This window comes from Serratia sp. NPDC087055, from assembly GCF_044900985.1.
Classification (GTDB): domain Bacteria; phylum Pseudomonadota; class Gammaproteobacteria; order Enterobacterales; family Enterobacteriaceae; genus Serratia.
In genome coordinates this window covers 453,691-467,365 of sequence record NZ_JBJDOG010000001.1, presented here as the reverse complement: position 1 = coordinate 467,365, position 13,675 = coordinate 453,691, and the positions used below count along the sequence as shown (strand labels likewise).

At 51.0% G+C, this 13,675-nt stretch carries 14 protein-coding genes; 5 read left to right on the top strand and 9 right to left on the bottom strand.

Translation table 11 applies throughout. The features are described from left to right. Window positions 1-19 precede the first annotated feature (19 nt). From ACI2J2_RS02150 to ACI2J2_RS02125, 6 genes are all read right to left on the bottom strand, one after another. Window positions 20-937, bottom strand: a complete 918-nt coding sequence (locus ACI2J2_RS02150) for a DMT family transporter (protein ID WP_404759323.1) — start codon at window positions 935-937, stop codon at window positions 20-22. Between the two features lie 95 nt (window positions 938-1,032). After that, window positions 1,033-2,433, bottom strand: coding sequence for an amino acid permease (locus ACI2J2_RS02145; RefSeq protein ID WP_209635736.1), 1,401 nt, complete (start codon window positions 2,431-2,433; stop codon window positions 1,033-1,035). 18 nt (window positions 2,434-2,451) lie between these two features. Beyond that, a complete protein-coding gene (locus ACI2J2_RS02140; RefSeq protein ID WP_404759322.1) occupies window positions 2,452-3,639 on the bottom strand; it encodes an amino acid aminotransferase in 1,188 nt (395 codons plus the stop codon). 116 nt (window positions 3,640-3,755) lie between these two features. Further along, window positions 3,756-4,130 carry a RidA family protein gene (locus ACI2J2_RS02135; protein WP_209635740.1) on the bottom strand — a complete coding sequence of 125 codons (375 nt, stop codon included), beginning with the start codon at window positions 4,128-4,130 and terminating at the stop codon, window positions 3,756-3,758. 3 nt (window positions 4,131-4,133) lie between these two features. Beyond that, window positions 4,134-4,928, bottom strand: coding sequence for an alpha/beta hydrolase (locus ACI2J2_RS02130; protein ID WP_404759321.1), 795 nt, complete (start codon window positions 4,926-4,928; stop codon window positions 4,134-4,136). A gap of 158 nt (window positions 4,929-5,086) precedes the next feature. Then, complete coding sequence (locus tag ACI2J2_RS02125) at window positions 5,087-5,989, bottom strand: LysR family transcriptional regulator (protein ID WP_209635744.1); 903 nt, start codon at window positions 5,987-5,989, stop codon at window positions 5,087-5,089. A 98-nt stretch (window positions 5,990-6,087) separates the two neighbouring features. Here ACI2J2_RS02125 and ACI2J2_RS02120 point away from each other — a divergent pair, with 98 nt between their 5' ends. Both ACI2J2_RS02120 and ACI2J2_RS02115 read left to right on the top strand, forming a co-directional pair. Beyond that, a complete protein-coding gene (locus ACI2J2_RS02120) occupies window positions 6,088-6,705 on the top strand; it encodes a glutathione S-transferase (protein ID WP_404759320.1) in 618 nt (205 codons plus the stop codon). Between the two features lie 3 nt (window positions 6,706-6,708). Continuing rightward, a complete protein-coding gene (locus ACI2J2_RS02115; protein WP_404759319.1) occupies window positions 6,709-7,623 on the top strand; it encodes a pyridoxamine 5'-phosphate oxidase family protein in 915 nt (304 codons plus the stop codon). 34 nt (window positions 7,624-7,657) lie between these two features. Here the strand turns inward: ACI2J2_RS02115 and ACI2J2_RS02110 are convergent, their stop codons facing one another. Continuing rightward, entirely contained in the window at window positions 7,658-7,876 is a 219-nt protein-coding gene (locus ACI2J2_RS02110; protein ID WP_209635750.1) for a glycogen synthesis protein, read from the bottom strand. A 277-nt stretch (window positions 7,877-8,153) separates the two neighbouring features. Between ACI2J2_RS02110 and gabD the strand changes: the two genes are divergently transcribed. Both gabD and ACI2J2_RS02100 read left to right on the top strand, forming a co-directional pair. After that, complete coding sequence (gabD, locus tag ACI2J2_RS02105) at window positions 8,154-9,629, top strand: NADP-dependent succinate-semialdehyde dehydrogenase (RefSeq protein WP_404759318.1); 1,476 nt, start codon at window positions 8,154-8,156, stop codon at window positions 9,627-9,629. A gap of 235 nt (window positions 9,630-9,864) precedes the next feature. Continuing rightward, window positions 9,865-10,308, top strand: a complete 444-nt coding sequence (locus ACI2J2_RS02100; RefSeq protein WP_265554042.1) for a cupin domain-containing protein — start codon at window positions 9,865-9,867, stop codon at window positions 10,306-10,308. Window positions 10,309-10,651: 343 nt separating this feature from the next. On the opposite strand, the gene ACI2J2_RS02095 is transcribed toward ACI2J2_RS02100, so the two are convergent. Both ACI2J2_RS02095 and ACI2J2_RS02090 read right to left on the bottom strand, forming a co-directional pair. Further along, window positions 10,652-11,512 carry a LysR family transcriptional regulator gene (locus ACI2J2_RS02095; RefSeq protein ID WP_404759317.1) on the bottom strand — a complete coding sequence of 287 codons (861 nt, stop codon included), beginning with the start codon at window positions 11,510-11,512 and terminating at the stop codon, window positions 10,652-10,654. 232 nt (window positions 11,513-11,744) lie between these two features. Next, the gene (locus ACI2J2_RS02090) at window positions 11,745-12,560 is read right to left on the bottom strand and encodes a helix-turn-helix domain-containing protein (RefSeq protein ID WP_265554047.1); all 816 of its coding nucleotides are present in this window, start codon (window positions 12,558-12,560) and stop codon (window positions 11,745-11,747) included. Window positions 12,561-13,113: 553 nt separating this feature from the next. Between ACI2J2_RS02090 and ACI2J2_RS02085 the strand changes: the two genes are divergently transcribed. Further along, window positions 13,114-13,668: a DJ-1/PfpI/YhbO family deglycase/protease gene (locus tag ACI2J2_RS02085; protein ID WP_404759316.1), complete on the top strand. Its 555-nt coding sequence runs from the start codon at window positions 13,114-13,116 to the stop codon at window positions 13,666-13,668. The last annotated feature ends 7 nt before the right edge of the window (window positions 13,669-13,675 follow it).

The following is a 13,675-nucleotide window of genomic DNA, read 5'->3' as shown; positions in this document are numbered from 1 at the left end:
CGAAACCTGCCCTCGCAGATTATCGCGAGAAACGCTTCGCGCCGTACACGCAAACCAACACCCCAACCATTACCGCAATCATGGATGGCTGGACAGTTTCATGCAGTATCAGTCCGGCAAGCGCCAGGCCGAAAAACGGTTGCAGCAGTTGCAGTTGCCCAACGGCGGCGATGCCGCCCAGCGCCAAACCACGATACCAAAAAATAAAACCTATCCACATGCTGAACAGCGAAATGTAGCCCAGAGAAAGCCAGGCACCAAGACTGACCTGCGGCCATACCGCAGGGGCAGACCCCATGGCAACCGCTGCCGTTAGCGGTAACGCCACCACCAGCGCCCAGGAGATCACCTGCCACCCACCGAGTTTGCGCGTCAGTACCGCGCCTTCTGCATAACCCAGCCCGCAGAGCAGAACCGCAGCCACCATAAACACATCACCGATCCAGGAACCGCCGCTCCCCTGGCTCAGCGCGAAAGCGGCAACTAACATGCCGCCCAACATCGAAAACAGCCAGAACGCGGCCTTCGGTCGTTCCCCACCCCGCAGCACGCCGAAACACGCAGTTGCCAACGGCAGCAGCCCGATGTACACCAGCGCATGAGCCGACGTGGTGTGCTGTAAAGCTAACGCCGTGAGCAAAGGAAAGCCAATGACCACCCCAACCGCCACCATCACCAGCGGCATGATGTCATGACGCTGCGGCCGGCGTTGGCGCATAACGCCCAGTGCAGCGATGGCCAGCAAAGCGGCAAGCACCGCCCGCATCGCGGTCAGGAACAGCGGATCAAACTCCAGCACCGCCAGTCGCGTCGCGGGCAAAGAACCGCTAAAAATCAACATCCCCAAAAAGCCGCTGGTCCACCCCTGGGCCGAGCGGCGTGCTTCCGCATCGCTAACCCGGACGATAACGCTATTTCTTTCTGTTTCACTGCGCATTGCAATACGACTCCACAATCCCGAAAGACCCTTTATTCTCCGGTTAAAGTGGTTTATTTACAGAGCCACATAATCACATTTTTTACTGAGCCAGTTTATTCCACACTCGGTGTTTCCATCGCAGCGGGCACCGGCTGATGACGACTATAGAAGTAATAGACTGCCACCAGCAGCAGGGTAAACGGGATGCCAAACCACAGGGTCATCTTGAAAAACTCGGTGAATGCCGTCGAAATCAACAGCGCGGTCATCAGTCCTGCCCCGGCCAGCGTGGTGTATGGAAAACCCCACATGCGGAATTTCAGGTGAGTGTGGCGATGCTGACGACGGAAAAACAGGTGGGTGACGAAAATCATCAACCAGGTAAAGCAGGCACCGTATACCGAAATGGACATCATGGCGGCGAACGATTTTTGCGGATACACCAGGCTCAGCACGATCGACACCACAATGCCGATACAGGACATCGCCAGTGCGCTTACCGGTATACCGCGTTGACTGACTCGCCCGAGCGCGGCCGGTGCTTGCCCGGCGCGTGACAACGAGAACATCATGCGCGTGGTGATATACAGCTGGCTGTTCATCGCCGAGAGCGCGGCCACCAGCACGATAAAATTGAAGATGCCGGCGGCGGCTGGCAAGTGGATCACGTTCATCGCCACCAGAAACGGACTTTCGCCGGTACCGGATTGCCGCCAGGGAACAATTGCCAGCATCAGCGCAATCGACAGCATATAAAAAATAAACAGCCGCAAAATCGTGCCTTTGAACGCCGTTTTCACCGCGATCACCGGGTTTTTGGCTTCGCCGGCAGCCACCGCGATCATCTCAATGCTCAGATAGCTGAAAATGGACACGATCACCGCAAACCACATTCCCTTGACGCCAAACGGGAAGAAGCCGCCGTTTGCGGTAAAGTTTTGGATGCCAAAAGACGGGTTGCCGGAGAACACCAAAATACCGATACCAATAGCGATAAACGCCGCGATAGCGACCACCTTAATGGTCGACAGCGCATACTCGACCTGGCCGAATGACTTGACGCCAATAATGTTAATGACGATGACCGCCGCTGAGAACAACAGCACCCAAGGCCAGATTGGCGTGGTCGGGAACCAGAACTGCATATACATGCCAATGGCGGTGACCTCCGTCCCCACCGCAAGCACCACGCAGGACCAATAGGAATAACGCACCAGAAAACCAAACAGTGGGCTGATGTAAAACTCGGCGTAGTCACCGAATGAACCCGGTGTCGGGTGTTCGGAGGTCATTTCCGCCAAACACCCCATCAGCAGCAGCGCAACAACGCCGCCAATAAAATAGCTCAACAATACGCTGGGACCCGCCATCTGGATGGCATAGGCACTGCCGAGAAACAGCCCGGTACCGATCGCGCCACCTATCGCCAGCATCGACATCTGCCCAGCGGTGAGCTGTTTCTGCAAACCGCCCTGCCGCCGCGCTATTTCGTCAAAACCTTTCATCTGTTTCATAGCAGTGTCCTACCTTATTCACGCAGTACGGGTGACATCCAGAATGGCGGCAGTAACGTAGTCGACATTATTTTGATTCAGGCCAGGCAGGCACATACGACCAGGCGCCACCAGATAAATGGCATAGTGTTGCCGTAACCGCTCTAGTTGCGCTTGGTTCAGGCCGGTGTAGCTGAACATGCCTTTCTGATCGCGGATACGGCGGTAGTCCAACTGCGAACCGCCCTGTTCCAGCCCCGTAGACAGGATTTGCCGCATCTGTTTGATACGCTGCCGCATGCCGGCCAGTTCGTCTTCCCACTGTTGCCGCAAGGTTTCGTCCGCCAGCAGCGTTTCCACAATCTGGCTACCGTGAATCGGGGGACACGAGTAACTGCGGCGGATCAGCGTTTTCAGCGCGCCTTTAACGTTCGCCGCACTCTCTGGGCTGGCACAACGTACTGAAAGCCCACCCAGTCGCTGGCCATATAACGCGACATTCTTTGAAAACGAGTTGGCAACCAAGAATGCCAGATCGGTTTTCAGTGCTTCGCGCAAGGCAAAACAGTCTTCTTCCAGGCCGTCACCAAAGCCCTGATAGGCAATATCAAAAAACGGCAACAGGCGACGACGCTGTAACACCTCAAGGGTGGCACGCCACTGCGCCTGGCTAAGATCGGTACCGGTTGGGTTATGACAACACGGGTGTAAAAGCACCACGCTGCCTTCTGGCAGGCTATTGAGCGTGTCCAGCATGGCGTCAAAGCGCAGACCGCCGTTCACCTCATCAAAGTACGGATAGGTATGTACCTTCAGCCCAGCGCCTTCAAAAATAGCCCAATGGTTCGCCCAGGTTGGATCAGACACCCAAATATCGTGGCGGGACAGGTAGTGATGAATAAAATCTGCCGCCAGCTTCAGAGCGCCAGAACCGCCAACACTCTGCACCGTGGTGATTGACGATGATGCCTGCTCACCAAATAACAATGCCTGAACCTGCTGGGCAAACAGCGCCGAGCCTTCGATCGGCGGATAACCGTGTGGGCGGCGCTGGTCGAGTAAGCGCCGTTCGGCCGCCTCAACCGCCTGCATCAGCGGGATTTTGCCCTGCCGATCGTAATAAAGGCCAATACCCAAATTCACTTTCTGTGTATTTTCGTCCTGCAAATAAGCTTCCATCAACGACATAATAGGATCGGGCGCAGAGCGGCCAATGTGATTAAACATAGCGATTCCTTAACTCATTATTTAATGAATTCTCAGGTGAACTTACTCAAGAATATATCTCATGCATTTAACGGTGCGACTCACTGAACCGCACCGTCAAATGTTATTGCGATAGGTTATTCGTCGACGGCACTCACCGTTATTTCTATTTTCATTCCTGGCACCACCAATTTATCTACAATCACCGTTGAGCGATTGGGATAAGGGTAATTAAAATAGTTCTTATAGATTTCATCGAGTAATTTAACGTCATTCACATCGGTGAGATAAACAATAACCTGCAAGACATTGTCGCTGTGGCTATTTGCCGCCTTCAGCGTCTGTGCAAGATTATCGAATGTCAGGGTAATCTGTTTTTCCGGCGCGCCTGTTTCTATCGTGCCGTCGGACCTCACCGGGCCATGGGCGGTGAACAACATGCCGCCACCTTTGGTCGCCCAGGAAAAAGGTTGGCCAATCTCCGGCAGGCCCGTGTCGATGATAGTGCGCATGGTTTATTTCCCCGTGGTGATTAACTGGCGGATCAGTGCCCCATCCCTGGCGAACAACGAATCCAGCACGTTGTAATGGTTCGCACCGGCAACCGGAACCAGGCTGACGGGCAGGTGTTTTTCATGCAGTGCCGTGTAATAGTGCTGCGACTGGCCAATCAGTTCCGGCAACTCTGCGTCGCCATAAAATAACGTCATGGGCTTTATACATTCAGGAATATGACGCGCCGGGCTCAGCCGGGCAATTTGCTGTGGGGTCAGCTGCAATTGCCGGTTAACATAAGTGTTTAACAAAGGCGCCAGTTCGAAAATACCGCTGATGGGCAACACCACATCGACGACCTCATGATGCTGCCAAAAGCTTGCCAGATGCCCGCCCGCAGAATGCCCACACAGATAAACCGGCGCTGAATTATCCTGCCCCAGCCGTTGTTGAACGGCACTCAGTGCGGCCCCCGTTTGCCGGCAAATATCGTCTAACGTGGCGTAAGGTGCCAGTGTATATTCCAGCAGCACAACATCAAAACCCAACGACAGCGGCACGTCGGCAATAAAAGCAAAATCATCTTTATTACAAAATTGCCAATAGCCGCCATGAATAAATATTAATGTGCCTTTATGCGCTTTGTCGGAATATAACCAATCGAAAACGTCCCGTGGAGAATTGCCGTAGGCAATATTACGCTCACTACGTACTTGGCGATAAACTTCCTGACTTCGTGTTTGAAACGACGTCAGGATCTCATCTTCATTGTCCACCGAAGCGCCGTTGTCGTAATCCCCTGGAACAAGTTTCATATATTAAACTTCGTTTATTATTTAAGATATGCGTTAACTATTAGCACCGGGAATAATATTGTCAAGAAGGGAACAACAGCAATGCGGGTCGGGTAATATAAATCTTTTTGCCCGCCCAATAAGTTTCACTGGTTAAACTTATTGGGTCGTGGCCTTTATTATTCTACCGGTTGAATGTGCGCTAATTGGCTGAGTTCTTGCCAGGCATAATCCCAAAATGTGCGTACCTTTAGCGGCATTCTCTGTACGTTCTGAGCCACCAATTGCACCGGCATTGGCAAGGGTTCATAGGCCGGCAATAGACGCACCAGCGTACCCGCCGCCAAATCGTCCGCAACCTGGTACGACAACAGCCGAGCGATGCCTTTGCCTGCGCGCACCGCCAATAACTGCGTTTCAACCTCGTTAAGCAGCAAGCGCGGCGTCAAGCGCACCCGCTCGCCATTTTCCTGTGGGCCAAAGCGCCATTCACGCAGCGACGCCCGTTGGGTACCGACGATGGTGTCATGATCCGCCAGTTGCGCCGGTTCTTGAGGTTCCCCGCGCCGTGCCAAATAAGCCGGGCTGGCGACCGTAACCCTGGAGACCTGCCCCAGCCGCCGCGCCACCCGTGAGGAATCTTGCAGATGCCCGATGCGTATTGCCACATCCAGCCCTTCATCGATCAAGTCCAGATTGCGATCGTTGAGCACCAGCTCAATCTGCATCTGCGGATAGCGGTCGAGAAAGGCCATCACCACCGGTGCCACATGCTTGCGCCCAAACTGCACCGGCGATGTGATCCGCAACAGGCCCGTGAGCTGAGTATCCGCCGTGTCCAACACGGCAGCCTGATATTCATGCAGCAATACCTGTGCGCGTTCCATCAGGCGTAACCCCGCCTCGGTTGGTGCCAGCCGCCGGGTGGTGCGCTCAACCAACCGGGCACCCAAGCGCTGCTCCAGTGAGGCAATGGCCCGGGTGATCGCCGGTGCGGAACGCCGTAGCTTGCGCCCGGCAGCGGCGAGGCTACCCTGCTGGATCACCGCAACAAAGATCGCCAGTTCGTCCAACCGATCCATAGATTGTTCCATAAAGTGAAATTATCAATTTCCACATTGCCGGATTTCGCTCGCTGTCTGCAAGAGTATGCTGATAATAATTGTTGAGGAGCCTTACCATGCAAAAACTGAAACTTTACGGTACCCCGCTTTCCGGCCATGTTCACCGTGTGGCGCTGCTATTGCGGATGCTTGATCTCCCGTATGAATTTATCGAGGCCGGGGCGGAGGTGCGTCAGAGCGAGCAGTTTCGCCGCCTGAACCCTTTTGGCCAGATCCCCGTACTGGAAGATGGCGCCCAGGTGCTGGCCGACAGTAATGCCATTCTGGTGTATCTGGTCAAATGCTACGCCCCGGACAGCCATTGGCTGCCGGAATCCCCCTTCGCGGCGGCTCAGGTGCAAGAATGGTTATCCAAAGCCGCCGGAGAAGTACGCTATGGGCCAGCGTCAAGCCGTTTGATCGCGCAATTCTCTGCGCCAGAGGATTATCAGAGTGCACTGGCGGTCGCCGCCCGTTTTCTGCCACAGATGGAACAACATCTGACCGACCGTGAGTTTCTGGCAACTGATAATGCCACTATTGCCGATCTGGCCTGCTACAGCTATGTCGCGGTGGCCCCGGAGGGCGGCATTGCTCTGACCCCCTATCCCGCGATTCAACGCTGGGTGGCACGTATCGCTGCGCTGCCCGGTTTCTTCGCCATGCCAACGCTGCCGGAACCCGGCAAGAGGTAACGGATGAGCCAACCGGTGTTTCATCCCGACGAGCTGCGCGCCCAGACGTTAGCCGGGTTTGATCGGGTGAGTGGCGGCATTTACCCCAGCATGCCAGAGCAGCATCGCGCGTTTTTCGCTGCCCTGCCTTATCTGTTCGTCGCCACACTGGACAACCAAGATTGGCCAGTGGCAACACTGTTCTGCGGCCCGCCCGGTTTCCTGCGCACGCCGGACAACTGCCACCTGCGCATCAGCGCCCCTCGGCGAAGTGACGATCCCGCGCAGGCTGCGTTGGAAACGGGTAAAGCGGTGGGTGCGTTGGGGTTGGACTTCAGCAACCGGCGTCGTAACCGCGTCAACGGTATTATTGGACGCACCGACAAGAACCGTATTGAGATCGACGTCAGACAGAGTTTTGGTAACTGCCCGCAGTATATTCAACGGCGTGAGCTGTATCCGGTAAGCGGCTCACCTACGTCGATTGAACAGCTCCTGACATTGGACGCGTCCGCTGAAAGGTTAATCCGCCAGGCTGATACCTGTTTTGTCGCCAATTGCGCCCACACCGCGCTGGCACAAGGTGGGGTCGATATCTCCCACCGCGGTGGTAAACCGGGTTTTATTTATTTGGCGGGTAATACCCTGTGGATACCCGATTTTCGTGGCAACCGGTATATGAATACGCTGGGTAATCTGCTTGCGGAGCCGCGTGCGGCATTGTTGTTTGTCGATTTTGAGCATGGGGATATTTTGCACCTGCAAGGGGAAACCCAAATTCTCTGGCAAACGGAAATTGGGCACGGCGTAGTGGGCGCTGAACGCTATTGGCGTTTCGATATACGCAGTGCATGGCGCTTTTCTCAGGCTCTGCCGTGGCGCGGCCGCAATCTGGAGTATTCACCGGCAACGCTGAATACCGGGGTATGGCCGGTATAAAAAACCCCGCTCTGGCGGGGTCGGTTGAGGTCGTTTAGACGCTGTGTTCTAAGGTCGAAGCCGCCTGATAAAGCTGGCGGAAATAATTCAAACGTTCAAAGAACAAACGGCTTTGAGACTCAGACATATTGCCGGCCACGTTCTCGGCGTCAATCTCCCGTCCCTGCCACTCCATCAATGCAATGCTTGAAGCCAAAAAATCCATATTACTGCCGCTATGGACTGCAAGGTGCCGATTCACTGAAGTCATCATTCTGCACACTCCTTTTATCCCCTTCGCCTTTCACGTTGCCGCGTTGGTGACTACAGCGTGAAATTCCCAGGGTATGGTCATTTCAAAAAGGGTCATAGACTTGCTAATGTCAGTATCGTCTCGAACGCGGGCATTTTTTGTACAGAAGGTGCTCAAGGCAGTAAATTGATTTCTTGCCACGGATGGGGCAAATGAAGCCGGGAAAGTTTGCTAGGGTAAAGGGTAGCCGTTTGGGATAGGTCACCCTGTGTTGAATTCTGAAAAAGGAAGATAACCGATGAGCAATCACTTCTCTGCCACCCTCAAAGATGCCTCACTGTTCCGCGAAGCCAACTATATCGATGGGCAATGGCTGCCGGTCAAAGATGACCAGAGTATCAAGATCCACAATCCCGCAACCGGTGAATTGATCGGCCAGGTACCGGCTTTGGGTGCCAGGGAAACAGCACGGGCGATTGCCGCCGCCAAGAAAGCCCAGCCAGCCTGGCGTGCGCTGACCGCCAAAGAACGCGCCGGTAAGCTGCGCCGCCTGTTTGAACTGATGATGGAAAATCAGGACGACCTGGCTCGTATCATGACCGCAGAACAGGGTAAACCGCTGGCCGAAAGCCGTGGTGAGATTGCCTATGCGGCGTCCTTTATTGAGTGGTTTGCCGAAGAAGGCAAACGCGTTTACGGCGATACCATCCCGCAACCCCAGCCCGGCCGCCGCATTATCGTGCAGAAAGAACCGATTGGGGTTTTCGCCGCCATTACACCCTGGAACTTTCCTGCTGCCATGATCACCCGCAAGGCCGGTCCCGGTTGGGCGGCAGGCTGCACCGGCGTGATCCGCCCTGCCAGCCAAACGCCATTCTCGGCACTGGCCATTGCGGTGCTGGCCGAACGCGCGGGGTTACCGGCGGGGGTCTGCAACGTGATTACCGGCCCAAGCCAGGCCATCGGTGCAGAGCTGACCGCCAACCCAGACGTGCGCAAGCTTTCGTTTACCGGCAGTACTGAGGTGGGCGCACAGTTGCTGGCACAGTGTGCGCCTACGATCAAAAAGACCAGTATGGAACTGGGTGGCAATGCGCCATTTATCGTGTTTGACGATGCCGATCTGGATGCCGCTGTCATCGGCGCCGTGGCCTCTAAATACCGTAATGCCGGCCAGACCTGCGTGTGCACCAACCGTTTCCTGGTACAGGACGGCATTTATGATGCCTTTGCTGAAAAGCTGAAAACCGCGGTAGAAAAACTGAAAGTCGGTAACGGCATGGACGATGGCGTGACCATCGGGCCCTTGATTAACTCCGCTGCCGTCGAAAAGGTCAGTGAACATATCGCTGACGCGGTGCAGCACGGCGCATCGGTTTTGTTGGGGGGAAAACCGCATGCCTTGGGCAAAAACTTCTTTTTGCCCACCATCCTGACCGACGTGCCGCGTCAGGCCAAAATCTTCCATGAAGAGACCTTTGGCCCGGTAGCGCCATTGATCCGCTTTGAATATGAAGCCGAGGCCATTGAGTTGGCCAACGATACGCCATTTGGCCTGGCATCATACTTCTACAGCCGTGATATTGGCCGCGTGATGCGCGTCGCAGAAGCTCTGGAATACGGTATCGTCGGCATCAATGAAGGGTTGATCTCCACCGAGGTCGCGCCGTTCGGCGGGGTCAAAAGCTCCGGCTTGGGGCGTGAAGGGTCAAAATACGGCATCGAGGACTATCTTGAGATTAAGTACCTGTGCCTCGGTGGGCTAGACAGCTAACCGCCTGATGTGATGATACGGCCCGTATAATACGGGCCGCTAACGGACAATTTGTTTATGCCAGAAAAACAAACTCTCAAGATGTAATTATTTATTCAATGCAGAATAGTAACCGATACACTTAAAAAAAGTCACTTTCACCCGTGAATAAGCATTGATATAAATCCCCCGTCAAATGCAAAAAACATCCTTCATTCACAAACGTAATTTTACGTGCACATTTTTGGAGTCACACATGAAAAGTAAAATTATTTTATCATTGCTTTTTCTTCTAACATCCACATCAGCATTCTCCAAAGACCAAAAAACAGAATCGGCCAAAGTAGAACAGTTGGTTGAAAGCACCTCATCTTGGGATGGAACTCCGTATAAGAGTTACCCATCTGGTCAGCCTGATTTAAGGGTCATTAGGATGACAATACCTGCAAACACTGCCCTTCCTTGGCATACGCACCCGTATCCTAATACGGGGTATATACTAAAAGGACAGCTAACACTCGAAGATCGAGACTCAGGTAAAAAAATCACCTTTAACGCAGGCGAGGCATTCCCAGAGACAGTAGGTGGTGTGCATCGTGGTATTAGTGGAAACACAGAAACGGTGCTGATATTGACCTACTCTGGTGTTAAAGGCGTTCCGACCTTCAAATCAGAGCCAGGTGAAGTGGATGAGTATTGATGTATAAGTTTGTAACTTACTTAATGCAATGAGTGTCCTAGTATAATAGATTGATATTACCCCTCGTTTTTATTCTATTCTGCTAAGGGAGTCTACAATACAGGAATCAATCATATTATCTTAATTTTCTCTGGCTTACTGAAAAGAGTGAAATCCGTATTTAATTTTTAACTCTATAGGTCAATGGGATCTTCCGAGAAAAATCCAATCATTGAGTGGGCAGTGGCCATTATTTTAAAGCCACTGCCCATGAATATTTTTGACGCAACCAGTAAAATCGATAACACAAGTCACTCTGCCTGACAATTAATTACATATCCGTTATTTTACCCATGCAATATCATTAGCTGACACTCTCTGATATGAAGTCAGAAATTAAATCCGATTTATCATCGCTTTTACGCCAAACAAAAAACACATCATTAGTGTTAAGTTCAGGTATTTTAATTGTTTGAACATCATGCTTGCAGAGCGATTGTTTTTCTAAAATACTTTCAGGAACCAACGAAAAACCCAAGCCGGCACTTACACATGCGGTAATGACATCATAAGACTCCATTTCTAACACCATATTAGGCGTAACATGGTTGCTTGAGAGCCAATTTTCTATCTGATGACGATAACTACAGCTTTTTCTGAATGTATAAAGATCCAGCGTCTCCAGAAGACTCAGTGTGATTGTTTCAGGCAATGACGGTGGCACAATCAACACAAGACTTTCCTTAAACGCTAAAGAACTGGAAAGTAATGGGTGCTCTATTGGCCCATCGCATATAATTAAATCCAAGGCTCCATCAAGAAGGTCTCTCTCCAGACTTAAGGAATTATCAGATCTTATGTTTAACTCAACCTTCGGGTGCTTGATTCGATGATTGACGATGTATGATGGCATGTGAGCCGAGAGTACGCCATCTAGAGCGCCTATAAAAAAAAACCCTTGCACTTCGGCATTTTTATTGAATAACTTTTTAATATCCATGGAACGTTCTAGCAAGTCTTTTGCATTGCGGTAAAGTATACGGCCCTGCGGCGTTATCAACAGGCGATTTTTTTCTCTATTAAACAGTTTGGTATCCAACTGATCCTCGAGTTGCTTCAGGCGTATAGTTATGTTGGATGGGACACAGTTCAGTTTTTTTGCAGCAGCAGCAATAGTCCCATTTTCAACAATGGCGCAGAATAAGCTTAACTGATGTAATTTCATTTCACCTCCCAACTCTATATTTATAATTACATGACATTAAAAAAGAAATTAACAAAGCTGTGGCATTAGCCAGTCGGAATGTCTATTTATATTCCTCACGCAGCTAAGAAATTAATTGTAAACCAGAAAGACGCCAAAACCTCATTAATCCACTTGGAAACCGCATGCGTTTTTTAATGCAGACCGGCCAAAAATAGCAATATATTATTCTTGGCCAGTTTTCCGAAATCTTCTATTGCTGTAAGGCCGAAAGACGCTCTCGGGTCGCTGCATCCTTTGGAAAATAAACCACCAAACGCAATGAAGGGTTTTGATTAAGCGTAAATGTCTCATACGAGGTTTCAAGCATCGTTCCATCCGGATGAAATAGTGGCCGATAGCCGTTGGTTTTTTCTAATACACGATGCTGATTCCATAACATCCTGAACAAATCGCTTCGCTCATACAGTTCGGCATGCAAATCAAAAAGATACGGATCTTGGGGAAACAGTGCTATTGCAAAACGCAGCATAGCCGCTGTGTCCTCAGCCTTCTCACGCCAGGTGCCGTATCGGTTCCTTGCCTCTTTATCAAGAAAAACCACCCTGGCCAGATTCAACACTTTCACATCCGCAGCCGTGCCGGTAATAAGCTTTCTTGCCAAAAAGTTGGGGCTGATGATATCGAGCCTTGCATCCAGGAAATAAGCGGGCGTCAATACAAATGATTCAATATAGAATTGGAGCGTCTCAATGTCCGATTGTATCGCAGCTGAAGCCAGAGGCCGTTCACGATTAAACAATAAATACAGGTATTGCCGCTCTGATGCATCTAAACGTAACACATCTGCCAGCACCGAAAGCGTTTGCAATGACGGATTATTAACGCGCCCCTGTTCCAACTTGGTATAGTATTCAACGCTCAAACCAGCCGACTCAGCCAGTTCATCCCGACGTAATCCTTTGACCCTTCTCTTTTTCCCGTCATCCGCAATGCCAAGATCAGCAGGTTTCAGGTGACATCGCCTGCTGTAAAAGAAACTACGGATCTGTTCGGTCAACATATTCATACAACATCCTGTTCCGTTAGAGTCATTGTTATCATACTACGCCAAAAATTATAAATATTTAATTAATTTCATCAAGGTCGAATTTTAATATAGGGAAAGATTCTCTTGATTTTCATAACAGAAACATAACCCTACCTAAATTAACCTTGATGTAGTTAACAAAGTGGTACTAAAAAAGACTGTTTTAATCTTCACAAGAGCACTAATGTTATATCACTTGCCCCCTCTTAAAAAATCATTTTCACTCCGCCAAGGATTTAATATGTATCAGTTTAATCATTACACGGCTAAAGAATTAGCGCTAGCCTATCTTACAGGGATAGACCACCGGCTCACACCGCATGAATTTTTGTTGGAATTAAAAAGGCAGGAGCAATGCTTCACCAAAATATTGAACGAACTACAAAACTCACCGCAAGCATAACCGGTTAATAAATATAAAAATATCTTACCTACACAGGTCATTGTAACAAGGTAGCTCTGTCAGAGACTGGTTCGGCACAGTTTACCGTTGCTATTATCGCTATCGAACCTCAAGAATAAGGTAGAACCTATGCCCAATTTTAATAAACGGATCCTTTTTATCACTTATAAAATAGGTGTGGAAAAGGATGAGCTGCTTATTCCTCTGCACCGTCTTACCGCCAAAGGCGCTGAGGTGGTACACGCAGCGGCAGACAGTTTATTCGTACAGACGTTTGTTAATGACACCGACAAAGACGAAGTCATTAATGCCGATCTGCCGCTTGACGAGGGGATTAAAGCCAGCGACTTCGACGCATTGGTCATTCCAGGCGGCACGGTAAATGCCGACAACATTCGCATCGATAAACACGCCATAAGGTTGGTCAACGAATTCATCAACGCAGGGAAACCCGTAGCGGCCGTATGCCACGCGCCCTGGCTGTTAGTCGAGGCCGATCGTCTGAAAGGTAAGAAACTCACCTCTTACCACACAATGAAAACAGATTTGACCAATGCCGGTGCCAGTTGGATCGATGCTTCCGTGGTCCGCTCGGACGAGAATGGTTGGGTACTGATCACCTCAAGAAATCCGGGTGATTTGGAAGTGTTCGCCCTGACGATAGCAAAAGAACTGGGATTATAAGGAGTAC